The organism is Microbacterium hominis (assembly GCF_013282805.1).
Taxonomy (GTDB): Bacteria; Actinomycetota; Actinomycetes; order Actinomycetales; family Microbacteriaceae; genus Microbacterium; species Microbacterium hominis_B.
This window is the reverse complement of record NZ_CP054038.1, coordinates 3455745-3469663: the sequence shown is the minus strand read 5'-3', so window position 1 is coordinate 3469663 and position 13919 is coordinate 3455745. Positions and strand designations below refer to the sequence as shown.

Sequence of the window (13919 nt, the reverse complement as noted above, 5' to 3'; positions counted from 1 at the left end):
TGGACCTGTTCACCGGCGGCTCGATCGCCGCCGGCACCCGACTGCCCCCGAGCGTCAGCTCGCGGCGACCCTCGAGGTCGGGCGGTCCGCGGTGCGCGAGGCGCTCGCCGCGCTCGAGATCCTCGGCATCGTCGACGTGCGGCCGGGATCCGGCACCTACCTGCGCGGCACCGCGAGCGACCTGCTGCCGCAGACGCTCCGATGGGGCCTGCTCATCGGGGAGAAGAGCACGGCCGACCTTCTCGACCTGCGCTCGGGGCTCGAGATCTACGTCGCGCGGCTGGCCGCCGCACGGGCGTCGGAACCCGAGCGCGCGGTGCTGGCATCCACTCTCCAGCGCATGCGCGGCACCGTCGGCGACCTCAAGTCCTTCGCGAAGGCGGACGCCGACTTCCACGCCGCCCTCGCGACAGCAGCCCACAACGAGACGCTCGTCGATCTGCTCCACGTCGTGCGGTCGCTGCTCCAGGTGTACTCCGACCGCGCGGTGCACGACGCCGAGGCCGCGCAGACCGCGATCGGGGAGCACGACGCCGTCCTCGCGGCGGTCGAAGCCGTGAATGCCGACGCCGCGGCATCCGCGATGGCGGCGCACATGGCGACCGCGTCTGCGCGCCTGGCTGCCGAATCGGGGCGGTGACTGACCGCGCCGACAGTGCTCTCACGGCGGTAGGTTGAGGCGCGAGCCGCCGGAGACCGGGTCGCGGCGCCCGCATCGATCGCACATGGAAGGACATCGACGATGAAGCCCCCTGTCGTGAATCCCAGCCCCCTCACCCTCGGCATGTCAGGCCTCGGGGAAGGCACCGCGCCCGGCAGCGAAGGCGAGGCGGCGGCGGTGGCCGATGTGGTCGCGCTGCTCGAATCGCCGCACGCCTACCTCGACACCTCCAACAACTACGCCGGCGGGCGCTCCGAAGCCGTGATCGGACTCGCGCTCGCGCAGGCGGGCGGTGATGCGGCATCCCGCGTCATCACCAAGGTCGACGTCGACCCGGTGACTGGCGCGTTCGATCGCGACCGGGTGCTGCGCTCCTTCGAGGAGAGCGCGTCCCGCCTCGGCGTCGATCGTCTGCCGCTGCTGCACTTCCACGACCCTTACGCGGTGAGCGTGGCCGAGGCGATGGCCCCCGGCGGCGCCGTCGACGGCCTGCGGGAGCTGCGCGACGCGGGAGTGGTCGGCGCCATCGGCATCGCGACCTACCCGGTCGACGAGATGCTCGAGTATGTCGGCACCGGGGTGTTCGACGCGGTGCTCAGCCACAACCGCTACACCCTGCTCGATCAGAGTGCCGCGCCGCTGTTCGGCGAAGCCCGGCGCCGGGGGATGACGGTCTTCAACGCGGCGCCGTTCGCGAGCGGCATCCTCGTGAAGGGCGCGTCGGCGACGTACGTCTACCGCGAGCCCGAGCCCGAGATCGTCGAGCGTGTCCACCGGCTCGAGGAGATCTGCCGCGCGCACGGGGTTGCGCTCCCGGCCGTGGCGCTCCAGTTCTCGCTGCGCTCGGACCTCATCGACTCGACCGTGGTGGGAGTGAAGACCGCTGATCGCCTCGCAGGAGTCGATGCGTTCGCCACCGCCGTCGTTCCCGAAGAGGTGTGGGCGGCCATCGACGCGCTCGGCGGGAGTGAGTGAGGGATGCCGCGCAACTGGGCAGGAACCTACGAATACGCCGCACCGCGCATCGTCGAGGCGCGCTCGGTCGATGACGTGCGCCGGACCCTCGCCCGTCCCGGGCCGGTGCATGCGCTCGGCACGCGGCACTCGTTCACCGACCTGCCCGACACCGTCGGCACCCTGATCGATGTCACCGGGCTGCCGCCCGCGTTCGCGCTCGACGAGGGGGCGCAGACCGTCACCGTCGCCGCCGGCACGCGCTACGGCGTGCTCGCGCTGTGGCTCGACGAACGGGACTGGGCGCTGCGCAACATGGGCTCGCTGCCGCACATCAACGTCGGCGGGGCGACCGCGACCGGCACCCACGGGTCGGGTGACGCCAATCAGGTGCTCTCGGCCTCCGTGCGGGCGCTGCGATACGTCGGCGCCGACGCCGAGGTGCACGAGGTGCGCCGCGGCGATCCCGACTTCGATGCGCTGGTGGTCGGCCTCGGCGCCTTCGGCGTCATCGTCGCGGTGACCCTCGACGTGGTGCCGGCCTTCCGGGTGCGGCAGGACATCTACACGGGAGTCTCGTGGGATGCCGCGCTCGCCGACTACGCGGGCGTGACCGGCGGCGGCTACAGCGTCTCGATCTTCTCGCGGTGGGAGGATCCCTCCGTCGGGTTCGTCTGGGTGAAGACCCGGCTGGCCGCCGACGACGACCCGGTCGCCGACACGCTGCTGGACGGCGTGCGCGCCACCGGTGGGGAATCGCCGCTGGGCGTCGAGGACAACGTGACGGAGCTCGCGGGCGTGCCGGGTCCGTGGATGCTGCGCCTCCCGCACTTCCGCCTCGACGCGCAGCCGTCGTTCGGCGACGAGATCCAGTCCGAGTACTTCGTGGCCCGGGCGCACGCGCCCGCGGCGCTCGCCGCGGTGAAGGCGCTGGGCGACGGCATCCGTCCCCACCTGATCTGGACTGAGCTGCGCACGGCCGCCGCCGACGAGCTGTGGCTGAGTCCCGCGTACCGGCGGGACGTCGTGATCATCCACTTCACCTGGCACAACCACCCGGCGGAGGTGGGCGCGCTGCTGCCGCGCATCGAGGAGGCGCTGGCGCCGTTCGACGCACGTCCGCACTGGGGGAAGGTCCACGCGTTCGACCGCGAGGCCATCGAGCGTGTGCATCCGCGCCTCGCCGATGCCCGCGCGGTATTCGAGCGCCTCGATCCGGAAGGACGCTTCGTCAACGACCACCTCGTGCGCCTGGGCGTGCGCGACGCGCGCTGACCGCCCCGGGCGTGCTCCAACCGGGCAAGTGGTCAACCGGTTTGGCAATCGAGCCCGGCGACCAGTAGGCTCGCCTCGGCGAAAGGACGTCGACGATGACCCGAATCCCCACCCCCGAGGCGATCGAGGAGCACCGCTCCGCCGCCGCGTGGACACTCGGCACCGCGCCCTGGCAGGCGATAGCGCCCGCCTCGACCGGCCGGGCCCGCGTGATCATCGACAACGATTTCGCCGGTGATCCCGACGACCTCTACCAGCTCGTGCACCACCTGCTGTCGCCGAGCGTGGAGATCCCGCTCGTGGTCGCTTCGCACCTGCGAGCCGACGACTTCTGGGATCCGTCGGGGCGCAGCGCCGAGAACGCGGCCCTCATCGTGCACGACGTGTTCGCGCGCATGGGCCTGACCTCGACCGACGTGATCGTCACCGGCTCGAACGAGGCGCTCGTCGACCGCGGCACGCCCCGCCCGGCGCCGGCGGTCGACGCGATCATCGCCGAAGCGTTGCGCGACGATCCCCGTCCGCTGTTCTACGTCGCCGGCGGCGGGCTCACCGACCTCGCCTCCGCCGTGCTCACCGAGCCCGCGATCGCCGAACGCCTCACGCTCGTGTGGATCGGGGGCGCCGAGCATGACGGCCTTGCGGTGCCGCCGCCGAACCCCATGCCGATCGAGTACAACCTGCTCATCGATCCGGTCGCGGGCCAGGTCGTGTTCAACGACTCGGCGATCCCGATCTGGCAGGTTCCGCGCGACGTCTACCGTCAGACCCTGGTCTCCGATGCCGAGCTGCGGCTGCGCGTGGCATCCACCGGCTCCCTGGGCCGGTACCTGTACGACGAGCTCGCCACCGTCTTCACGATGATCGACCGGCACCTGGGTGGTGCGAGCGAGACGTACGCGCTCGGCGACTCTCCGCTCGTGCTGCTCACGGCGCTGCAGTCGGTCTTCGAGCCCGACCCCTCGTCGAGCCGTTACGTCTCGATGCCGACCCCGGCCCTCGCCGACGACGGCGGGTACCTCGCGGCGCCCGACGCGCGTCCGATGCGCGTGTACACCTGGGTCGACACCCGCCTGATGTTCGAGGACATGTACCTCAAGCTCGCCGAGTTCTGCGACTGGCAGGCCGCAGTGGATGCCGCGGGGGCGGCGTCATGACCGCGCTGCACGACCGCCGCACGGCCACCGTGCGCCCGCGCACGATCGTCACCGCGGATCCGGAGCTCGACGACCTCAACTCGATGATCCGCTTCCTGCTGTACACCAACGAGGTGGAGGTGGCGGGGCTCGTGTACGCGAGCAGCCGGTTCCACTGGCGCGGCGACGGCCGGGGCACGACCTTCTTCCTGCCGGATCGCGAGTACACCGAGCCGCAGTCGTCGCACCGCTGGGCCGACGGCGAGCGGTTCATCGACGACGCGCTCGACGCATACGCGCAGGTGCACGCCAATCTCGCGGTGCACGATCCGCGCTACCCCGCGCCCGAGGCGCTGCGGGCGCTCGTGCGCCACGGCAACGTCGCCTTCGAGGGCGACATCTCGGCCGAGTCGCCCGGATCGCAGCTGATCGCCGACGTGCTGCTCGACGACCGCACCGATCCGGTGTTCCTGCAGCTATGGGCGGGGCCGAGCACCGTCGCGCGCGCACTCCTGTCGATCGAGGAGCGCTACGGCGGCACTCCCGAGTGGGATCGCGTGCACGCCGCCGTGTCGGCCAAGGCCGTCATCACCAAGTTCGCATCGCAGGACGAGACCTACGACGGATACATCCTGACGCGGTGGCCCGACATCCGGGTGATCGAGGTGGCGACGTTCACCTGGGGGTACACGGCCCGGCTCCGGGTGCCGGAGGAAGACCTTCCGCTGCTGAGCGCATCGTGGATGCGCGAGAACGTGACCGGCGTCGGCCCGCTCGGCGCGCTGTACCGGGTCTGGGGCGACGGCAAGCAGATGGTGCCGGGCGACACCACGGACTTCTTCGGCCTCTCGGGGCTCACCGCCGACGAGCTGAGGGCCGAGGGCTACAAGGTCTGGATCGACCCGCAGCCCGCGGGCGAGTGGATCTCCGAGGGTGACACCACGAACATGCTGAACCTGATCGTTCCGTCGCTGCGTGGCCACGAGCATCCCTCGTTCGGAGGCTGGGGCGGGCGCTCGACGCCCACCGCCGTCGGCCCCGATACGTGGGTCATCGCCGACACGGGCTTCGGCGGCGAGGGCGACGAGCGGTCGGTCACCCGCTGGTTCCGCCTCGCGCAGGAGGACTTCGCCGAGCGGCTGCGATGGTCGGTCACCCCGGAGTTCTCGGACGCCAACCATCACCCCGTGCTCGAGGTGCCCGCCGACCGCGAGGTCGTCCCGGGTGAGGAGGTCGCGCTGGCTGCGACCGTGTCCGACCCCGACGGCGACGACGTGTCGTGCCGCTGGTGGGTGTACCGCGAGGCGGGCACGTGCGAGGCGGACGTCACGGTGCACACCGATGGGGCCGAGGCTGTGGTGCGGGTGCCCGACGACGCGCGGCCGGGGGACAGCATCCACCTCATCGTCGAGGCTCGGGATGCCGCACCCCGCCCGCTCACGTCGTACGGGCGGGTCATCCTCACCGTGCGCTGATCACGAGAACGGGGAACTCTCGCAGGGGGAGTTCCCCATTCTCTTGACGTGCTATTCCACTTGTGTCATGGTTATCCGTGTCACAAGTGGCATGGATGCACGTGAGGACGGCAATGAAGCTCGAGATTCTTCTCTTCGGAACGCTCTTCGATCACCCCTCGACGGGGTACGAGATCAAGCGGCACTTCGACACCTCGGCGCGCTTCGCGCGCTCGAACACGACGATGAGCCAGGTGTACCGCACGCTCGCGTCGATGGAGGCCCGCGGCTGGGTCACCCACACGGTCGAGTCCCGTGCCGGCGCCAACGATGCCAAGCGCTACGCACTGACCGAAGAGGGCCTGGGCGCGTTTCAGGACTGGATCGACTCGCCGTACAACCCGCCGTCGCGCTTCCAGGACCCGGATTTCGCTGTGCGTCTGAGCAACGCCGGCCACATGAGCGAGGAGCAGCTGATGCGGCTGCTCGACACCGAGATCGAGACGCGCCTCGCCGAGGTCGCGAAGTATCGCGGCCGCGACCGCGAGCGGTTCCCGCGGTCCACCGGCCTGAGCGCCGAGCGGCTTGCGGAGCTGGAGGAGTGGACGCATCGGCGCGGCGCTTCGGAGATGGATCGCCACATCGCCTCGCTGATGGATCTGCGGGCTCGGCTGATGGACGGCCGCCCGCTCATCGACAGGGAAGACGTTCCCGCGGCGGAAGGAGCGCAGCGATGAGGGCCGTGATCCTGATGTTCGACAGCCTCAACCGGCACATGCTGAGCCCGTACGCGGACAGCTTCATCCAGACGCCGAACTTCGACCGGCTCGCCGCCCGCACCGTCGTGTTCGACAACTTCTACGCGGGCTCGATGCCGTGCATGCCCGCGCGTCGCGAGATGCACACCGGCCGCTACAACTTCCTGCACCGCAGCTGGGGGCCGCTCGAGCCCTTCGACGACTCGATGCCCGAGATGCTCCGGGATGCCGGCATCCACACCCATCTCGTGTCCGACCACCCCCACTACTGGGAAGACGGCGGGGCCACCTACCACACGCGCTACAGCACGTGGGAGTTCCTGCGCGGGCAGGAGGGCGACCCGTGGAAGGGCGTCGTCGACCCGGCCGGTGCTGCCTCGAACCCGTTGGTCGCGATGCGGCGGCAGGACGCGATCAACCGCCGCTACATGCCCACCGAGGCGGAGCACTCGCAGACGCTGACCGTGGATGCCGGCCTGGAGTTCATCGACACGAACAGCGCCGCCGACAAGTGGCTGGTGCAGATCGAGCTCTTCGACCCGCACGAGCCGTTCTTCACGCATCAGAAGTACAAGGATCAGTACCCGCACGAATACGACGGACCGGAGTTCGACTGGCCGGGGTACCAGAAGGTCTACGAGCCCGAGGACCAGGTCGAGCATGCGCGCATGGAGTATGCCGCTCTGGTGAGCATGTGCGACGCCTCCCTCGGGCGCGTGCTCGACGCGTTCGACCGGCACGGGCTCTGGGAAGACACGCTGCTGATCGTCAACACCGATCACGGGTTCCTCCTCGGCGAGCACGGCTGGTGGGCGAAGTCGGTGCAGCCCTGGTATAACGAGCTCGTCCACCTGCCCATGTTCGTGTGGGATCCCCGCACGAAGGCACGCGGCGACCGGCGGTCCGCACTCACGCAGACGATCGACATCGCCCCCACGGTGCTTCGCTACTTCGAGCTCGAGCCGACCGAGGACATGCTCGGCCACGACCTCGGCGAGATCCTCGTCGCGGAGTCCGAGCCCCGTGAGGCGGCGTTGTTCGGCATCCACGGCGGGCACGTGAACGTGACCGACGGGCGCTACGTGTACATGCGCGCCGCGGCGGCGCGTGAGAACACACCGCTGGAGGAGTTCACGCTCATGCCCACGCACATGCGCTCGCGCTTCGGGGTACATGAGCTGACCGCGTGGGAGCCCGCCGAGCCGATGTCGTTCACCAAGGGAGTGCGTACGATGCGCATGCCGACGACCGGCATGTGGATGAGCCCCTGGCAGCACGGCACGCTGCTGTTCGACCTCGAGAAGGACCCCCGACAGGAGCTCCCGATGGTCGACGACACGGTGGAGTTGCGCATGCTCGAGCTCCTGCGAGCCCAGCTCATCGCCAACGACGCTCCCGACAGCCAGTTCGAACGTCTCGGGTTTCCGCGCGTCGGCGAGCTGACGAGCGCGCATCTGCTCGTGCGCGCGCAGCGCGACCTCGCCACGGCCACGGCCGCGCCCCTGCCCGCCCCCGACGACCTTCAGTGCCGCGACATCCTCGAGCTGCCGATCATCGAGGCGCTCGCGATCACTCCGGTGCGCGACGTGCTCTCACGTCTGGCACCGCAGCTCGGCAACAGCGAGGGCCTCGGCGCGGGCATGGGTCTCTCGCTGATCGGTCTCGCACGATTCGGCATGATCCCCGCGGACCAGCTGCGCTTCCTGGATGCCGAACTCGCTGTCGCCGTCGCGGTCCACCGCTGAGGCGCTCACAGCCACCCACCCCCCGAAGAAATGCGCAAAGAGGAGCATTCATGACAACGAAGTCCACGGTCGACCTCCCCGAGATGGAGTCGGCGTCCCCGCAGAAGGTGCCGCACCGCTGGCGCAATCTCAGCGTGATGGGCGGTTCGTCCATCGTCGACAACACCGAGGCCGGCCTCGTGAACATGGTGTTCCCGTCGCTCGCGGCCAGTCTCCGTCTCGACAGCAGCCACCTCGGAATCATCGCCGCGCTCGGCAAGGTCGCAAGCGTCCCGGCAGGGCCGTTCTGGGTGTGGCTGTCGACGAAGGTCGGCCGACGGTGGGTGCTCGCTCTCACGTCGTTCGCCTCGGGCGCCTTCGGCCTGGGCGCCGCGTTCTCCGAGTCGTTCCCGATGCTGCTGGTGTTCACCACGCTCATGGCGATGTCGGCGATCGGCGGCATGCCGATCTCGATGGCGGTCATCTCGGATTCGTTCGTCGACCGTGAGCGTGCGCGCGCCATGGGCATCTTCTTCGGGGCCCTGCAGCTGATCAGCCTCGCGATCGCACCGCTCATCGCGGCCTTCCTCGGCATGGTCGACGGCTGGCGGTGGGCGTTCGGCGCCATGGGTGTCGCCTGCTTCGTCATCGGCGTCGTCGTGCTCTCGCTCTTCCGCGATCCTGGCGTGGGCGCGGCCGACCGCCTGGAGGGGGCTCCGGCCGCCAGCGACACCCGCGGCAAGGTGACCGTGCGCCAGGTGATGGGTCTGTTCCGCATCCCGTCGTACAACGTGATGATGGTCTCGCGGCTGCTCTCCGGGCACCTGCTGATCCTCATCTTCGGCGTGCAGTTCCTGGTCACCGAGCGCGGCATCGACAACGCGTTCGCTGTCATCGTGGCGCTGCCCTTCGGCGTCGGCTATGCGATCTCGACGGTTTCGATCGGCTACGCGCTGCCCGCGCTGGACCGCCTCATGGGGGAGCGCTCGCGCGTTGTCGTGCTCCAGGCCGCGCAGGTGCTGTTCGCCGTCACCGCGTTCTTCGCCACGCAGATCGTCTACGACGACTTCGCGGCGTACGCCGTGCTGTGGGGCGTGCTGGGCATCGCCCAGGGTCTCAACCCGCCGGTGAACCGCCCGATCGTCGCGGCGGTCGTCATGCCGGAGCTGCGCGGTCAGGCCTTCGCGATCTGGCTGACCGTCTTCGAGACGATCGGCTGGGCGATCTTCGCCCTGAGCGCGGGCTCGCTCGCGGTGCAGTTCGGCCTGCAGCAGGTGTTCCTGTGGGTGCTGGTCGGCTTGATGCTGGTCAACGCGGCGTTCCTGTCGATCCTGTACCGCACCTACCCGCGCGACACCGCGGTCGTGCGCGCTGCGCTGCAGGCGCGCACGTCGGACGAGCTCGTCTGACGTCCCCGCGTTCACGTACCTGAGGGGGGTTGCTTCCGGCGACCCCCCTCAGGTGTTCCCTCTGGGCGGCCGATCCGGAAACCGGAGGCTCGCGGCCTTTCCGGACCGGAAGAGTGCGACGATCCGGAGAACGTGACGGGGTCCGGTTTCCGGATCGCGCCGGGCTGCGCAGAACGCCACCGCGCACCCGCCGAGCAGGGAGCGGCGGGTGCGCGACAGCGGGAATCGCGGGTCAGGCCGTGGCGGCGCGGATCGCCTCGTCGACCTGCTCCAGAACCGCCGGCGGCGTGAACATGAGCGCCGTCGACACCGGGCGCCGTGCGCCCCACATCGTGCCGGTGCGCACGGCCTCCGCGCGCGCGGGGTCGAAGGCCTCGAGCGTGTCGAACAGCGCGCGGTAGGCGCGGGGGTCGTCGATGACGTCGGCCAGGGCGGCGTCGAGTCCCGGCAGTGCGGGACGGACGACAGGGGCGGATGCCGCCACCCGCCACTCGTGCGCGCCCGACCCGACCTCGCGGGGCGCGCTGCCCGGCAGATCCACGGTCGCCGTGGTGTTGGCGGGCACCGTCGCGCGCACGACGATCTCGGCTCCGTCGCGCTCCCACGCCACGGACGCCTCGCCGTACGGGGTGAGGTGGCGGGCCGAGGCGTAGGCGAGCGCATCGAGGAAGCGCGGGGCGATCCGCAGCGACCGGTAGCCCGACGAGGCGGGGGCGAGCCCGGCGACCACCCGGTGGAGCCAGTCGGCGACCGCGCCCAGCGCGTAGTGGTTGAACGAGGTCATCTCGCCGGGGTTGATCGTGCCGTCGGGCAGCATCGAGTCCCAGCGCTCCCAGACGGTGGTGGCGCCCATCGTCACCGGGTACAGCCACGACGGGCTCTCGGTCTGCGTGAGCAGCCGCTCAGCGGCACCCACGTGTCCGCCGGCACAGAGGGCGTCGGTGACCAGCGGCGTTCCGACGAAGCCGGTGCCGATGCGGTAGCCGCCCTCGCGCACGAGGGCCGCCAGCCGGTCGGCCAGCGCCTGCCGCAGAGCCGGGTCGCGGACGAGGTCGAATTCCAGGGCCAGCGCGTAGGCGGTGGGCGCATCGCTCATCATGCGGCCCGACGGGGTGACGTACTCGGAGACGAAGGCCGCGCGCGAGCGCTCCGCCAGAGCGCCGTAGGCCTCCGCGTCGCCGTCGAAGCCGAGCAGCGCCGCCGCCTCGGCGACCTGACGCAGAGAACGGGCGAGGTAGGCGGTGGCGACGATGTCGCCGTCGACCTTCGCCTTGCCCGGCTTGTCCGGCGGCGCGGCGGGGTCGAGCCAGTCGCCGAGCTGCATGCGCCCGGCCCAGAGCCCCGAGCCGTCGGTGTCGGCGAGCACGGCATCCACCCATGCGGTCATGCTCGGATACTGCGCCGCCAGCACCTCGACGTCGCCGAACCGGTCGTGCAGCACCGTCGGCACGACCGTGGCCGCATCGCCCCAGGCGGCGGTGGGTCCGCCGCCGGCGAACGCAGGCAGCGCCGAGGGGATCACCACGGGCACGACTCCGCCCGAGCGTGCCTGCTCGTGGGCGAGGTCGCGCAGCCAGGAGGTGAGGAATCCGTCGCAGTCGAACAGGAACGACGCCGTCGGAGCGAACACCTGGATGTCGCCGGTCCATCCGAGCCGCTCATCGCGCTGCGGGCAGTCCGTGGGGATCGAGAGGAAGTTTCCGCGCATGCCCCACACGACGTTCTCGTGCAGGCGCTCGATGAGCGGGTCGGATGCCGCGAACCAGCCCGTGCGCGTCATGTCGGTGTGCAGCACGACCGCCTCGATGTCGTCGGGGTCGACGTCGAGGCCCGTGATCTCGGCGTACCGGAAGCCGTAGAACGTGAAGCGGGACTCGAGCACGTCGTCGCCACCGGACAGGTCGAACGTCGCGGTCGCGGCGGCGTTGCGAAGCGGTCGGATGCCGAGCTCCCCGTGCTCGAGCACCTCGGCGTGCCGGATGACGACGCGCTGACCGGGCTCGCCGTGCGCGCGCACGCGGAGGCGGCCGACGAGGTTCTGTCCGAAGTCGAGGATGCGGCCGCCGGATGCCGACGCGATGACCTCCGCGACCGGAAGGGTCTCGATCTCGCGCACCGGCGGCGCGATGCGCGCCTCGGGCACCGGCACGTTCTCGAAGCCGGCGTGCGCGGCTGTGCCGACGCGGGCGGGCGCCCAGGCCCGGGCGGAGCGGCGGAGGTCCTGGTGCTCGCCGGGGTAGATGCCGCTGTCGACGACGGTGCCGTCGCCGGCGGCATCCCAGCCCGCTCCGGTGGCGGCGAGGGTCTCGACCACGCCGTCGGCGTACGTCACCCGCAGCTGCGCGAGCAGTGACGGCTGCGTGCCGTAGAGGCGGTCGGCGAAGGCGAAGAAGCCGTACTTCTCGGTGTACCAGGCGCCCGCGACCGTGGCGCTGAGCACGTTCTCGCCTTCGCGCACGAGCGCGGTGATGTCGACGGTCTCGTGCACGAGGCGATCGCGGTACGAGGTCCAGCCGGGGGCGAGCACCTCGTCGGAGACCGGCGACCCGTTCACGGCGGGCTCGGCCACGCCCAGCGCGGTCCAGAACAGCAGGGCACGCTGCACCGGCCGGTCGAGCGTGAATCGCGTGCGCGCCTCGAACGGCTGCGCCTCGCGATCGGGATCGGCCAGGCCGATCGGCTGCGCGGTCCACTCGCCCTCCGCGAGGAAGCCGGCGTCGACGCGCAACGGCGCGCTCCAGTCGGTGCCCGCCCCCGACTCCGCGCGGGCGCGCACGCGCACCTCGCGCGTCTCGCCGGCCGCCAGCGGCGCGAACGGCCAGTCGACGAGCACGCTGTCGCGCCCCTCGACGGTGACGGTCGCGCGGCCGTCGGTGAGATCGGCGGCCGCCTGCAGCCAGCCCGGCTCCGCAGCATCCACGGTCCAGCTCAGACGCGGTGCGGTGGTGGCGACGAACGTCGTGTCGTCGCGCAGCTCGGCCTTCAGCGTCGCGATGCGTGCGGTACTCGTCATTCGTCGTCTCCTTCGGCGACCCAGCGCGACACGGCGACGCGGCCCTCGACAGCGTAGACGCCGATGACGCGTCCGGTGAATGATTCGGTGACCTCGCTCGAGAGGAAGCGCCCGTCGATGCGCGCGAGCTCGATGCGCTCGCCGTCGATCGTGGCGGCGAGGTGGAACGCGTCGCTGGCGGCGAACATGCCGTGCGCGAACCCGTCGGGCCGGCGCGAGGCGAGATGCAGTTCGAGCGCGTCGCCGGCGAGCGGCGCCGACCACTCCTGCAGGAGTCCGCCGATGTGGGCACGTGCGGTGACCGCGCCGGCGCCCGCTTCGAGCTCGATGCGGAAGCCCTCGTCGTAGCGCACGGCGAGTCCGCCCACGCCGGCGGAGACGTCGAGGGAGACCGACACCTCGTTGGAGAGGTGCTCCTGCCGTCGCCCCACGAACACCGGCTGCGCGTCGGCGAGCGTCGACCCGTCGGCGGTGAGCACGAGGCGCCCGCCCTCGATCGTCGACACCTCGGCCGGGAAGCGGCGCACGCCCACCCACTCGGCGTCGAGCGGCGCGTCGAAGGCGATGTCCACGCGCGTGCCCGCGCGGGGGCTGAGCGCGACCGGCGCGATCGCCGGCCAGCCGTCGGCCCACGTCACCGGCGTGACGAAGGTCTCGCGGCCGAGCGCGGAGAAGGCGCGGGTGCCGCCGCGCGGCCGCACGCCCAGGAGCACGCACAGCCACTGGCCGCCGGGCCCCTCGACGAGGTCGCCGTGGCCCGTGTTCTGGATCGGCCGGGGCGTCGACCGGGCCGAGACGAGCGGGTTGCCGGGCGCGCCCTCGAACGGGCCCTCCGGGGAGGCGCCCCGCGCGATGGAGATCGAGTGGCCGCGCTCGGTGCCGCCCTCGGCGATCATCAGGTACCAGGCCCCGTCGATCTCGTAGAGGTGCGGTGCCTCCGGGAACATGAGACCCGTTCCCGACCACAGGGAGCGGGGCTCCTCCACGGCGCGGTGCGTCTCGAGGTCGACCTTCACCTGCTGGATGCCCAGGTGCGCCGGCGCGTTGGGGTCGATCCCGCCGCCCAGGAGCAGACCCGAGAACGTGAGGTAGGCCTGGCCCGCGGCATCCCAGGCGATGTCGGGGTCGATGCCCGAGATGGTCGCCGACCCGTCCTCCACCAGGAGGAGGTCGCCGTCGCTCCACGGACCGGCGGCGTCGTCGGCGGTGAAGTGGAGCATGCCCCGGCCCATCGCGTCGGTGATGACGAGGTGGAACCGCCCGCCGTGGTGGCGGATCGTCGGCGCCCACGCGCCGCCGCCGGTGGGCACGGTCGCCGCGCCGAGCTGGCCGGGGCGGGTGGCCACGTGGCCGATGAGCTCCCAGGTCTCGAAATCGCGCGAGCGATGGATCGGGATGCCGGGCAGGTACTCGAACGTGGAGGTGGCGATGTAGTACCAGTCGCCCACCTTCACCACCGACGGATCGGGGTGGAAGCCGTTGATCAGGGGGTTGTGCAGCGTCGTCATCGTCGGTCCGTTCGTGAGTGCGGGAGG

Annotated in this window: 10 protein-coding genes; 8 read left to right on the top strand and 2 right to left on the bottom strand. The window is 71.1% G+C overall.

The features are described from left to right. Positions 1-91: 91 nt before the first annotated feature. The 8 genes from HQM25_RS15580 (at position 92) to HQM25_RS15545 (ending at position 9371) form a co-directional block, all read left to right on the top strand. Positions 92-640: a FadR/GntR family transcriptional regulator gene (locus tag HQM25_RS15580; RefSeq protein ID WP_367948278.1), complete on the top strand. Its 549-nt coding sequence runs from the start codon at positions 92-94 to the stop codon at positions 638-640. 102 nt (positions 641-742) lie between these two features. After that, a complete protein-coding gene (locus HQM25_RS15575) occupies positions 743-1636 on the top strand; it encodes an aldo/keto reductase (protein WP_172991054.1) in 894 nt (297 codons plus the stop codon). Between the two features lie 3 nt (positions 1637-1639). After that, a complete protein-coding gene (locus HQM25_RS15570) occupies positions 1640-2890 on the top strand; it encodes a D-arabinono-1,4-lactone oxidase (protein ID WP_172991053.1) in 1251 nt (416 codons plus the stop codon). Positions 2891-2985: 95 nt separating this feature from the next. Beyond that, on the top strand, positions 2986-4047 hold the full coding sequence (locus HQM25_RS15565) for a nucleoside hydrolase (protein ID WP_172991052.1): 1062 nt from the start codon (positions 2986-2988) through the stop codon (positions 4045-4047). Beyond that, entirely contained in the window at positions 4044-5501 is a 1458-nt protein-coding gene (locus tag HQM25_RS15560; RefSeq protein ID WP_172991051.1) for a DUF1593 domain-containing protein, read from the top strand. Before HQM25_RS15565 ends, HQM25_RS15560 begins: the two co-directional genes overlap by 4 nt. Positions 5502-5614: 113 nt before the next feature. Beyond that, entirely contained in the window at positions 5615-6217 is a 603-nt protein-coding gene (locus HQM25_RS15555) for a PadR family transcriptional regulator (RefSeq protein ID WP_172991050.1), read from the top strand. Then, positions 6214-7983: a sulfatase gene (locus tag HQM25_RS15550; protein ID WP_172991049.1), complete on the top strand. Its 1770-nt coding sequence runs from the start codon at positions 6214-6216 to the stop codon at positions 7981-7983. The genes HQM25_RS15555 and HQM25_RS15550 overlap by 4 nt, the downstream gene beginning before the upstream one ends. Positions 7984-8033: 50 nt before the next feature. Then, on the top strand, positions 8034-9371 hold the full coding sequence (locus tag HQM25_RS15545) for an MFS transporter (protein WP_172991048.1): 1338 nt from the start codon (positions 8034-8036) through the stop codon (positions 9369-9371). A gap of 232 nt (positions 9372-9603) precedes the next feature. Here the strand turns inward: HQM25_RS15545 and HQM25_RS15540 are convergent, their stop codons facing one another. Together HQM25_RS15540 and HQM25_RS15535 are read right to left on the bottom strand one after the other, a co-directional pair. Continuing rightward, positions 9604-12384, bottom strand: coding sequence for an alpha-L-rhamnosidase (locus tag HQM25_RS15540; RefSeq protein ID WP_172991047.1), 2781 nt, complete (start codon positions 12382-12384; stop codon positions 9604-9606). Further along, a complete protein-coding gene (locus tag HQM25_RS15535) occupies positions 12381-13892 on the bottom strand; it encodes a glycoside hydrolase family 43 protein (protein ID WP_172991046.1) in 1512 nt (503 codons plus the stop codon). The genes HQM25_RS15540 and HQM25_RS15535 overlap by 4 nt, the downstream gene beginning before the upstream one ends. Positions 13893-13919 lie beyond the last annotated feature (27 nt).

Bases quoted from the DNA above. Each gene is read 5' to 3' on its own strand.
- HQM25_RS15545 (WP_172991048.1), top strand. From the start codon at position 8,034: ATGACAACGAAGTCCACGGTCGACCTCCCCGAGATGGAGTCGGCGTCC.
- HQM25_RS15560 (WP_172991051.1), top strand. From the start codon at position 4,044: ATGACCGCGCTGCACGACCGCCGCACGGCCACCGTGCGCCCGCGCACG.
- HQM25_RS15575 (WP_172991054.1), top strand. From the start codon at position 743: ATGAAGCCCCCTGTCGTGAATCCCAGCCCCCTCACCCTCGGCATGTCA.
- HQM25_RS15550 (WP_172991049.1), top strand. From the start codon at position 6,214: ATGAGGGCCGTGATCCTGATGTTCGACAGCCTCAACCGGCACATGCTG.
- HQM25_RS15540 (WP_172991047.1), bottom strand. From the start codon at position 12,384: ATGACGAGTACCGCACGCATCGCGACGCTGAAGGCCGAGCTGCGCGAC.
- HQM25_RS15570 (WP_172991053.1), top strand. From the start codon at position 1,640: ATGCCGCGCAACTGGGCAGGAACCTACGAATACGCCGCACCGCGCATC.
- HQM25_RS15535 (WP_172991046.1), bottom strand. From the start codon at position 13,892: ATGACGACGCTGCACAACCCCCTGATCAACGGCTTCCACCCCGATCCG.
- HQM25_RS15565 (WP_172991052.1), top strand. From the start codon at position 2,986: ATGACCCGAATCCCCACCCCCGAGGCGATCGAGGAGCACCGCTCCGCC.
- HQM25_RS15555 (WP_172991050.1), top strand. From the start codon at position 5,615: ATGAAGCTCGAGATTCTTCTCTTCGGAACGCTCTTCGATCACCCCTCG.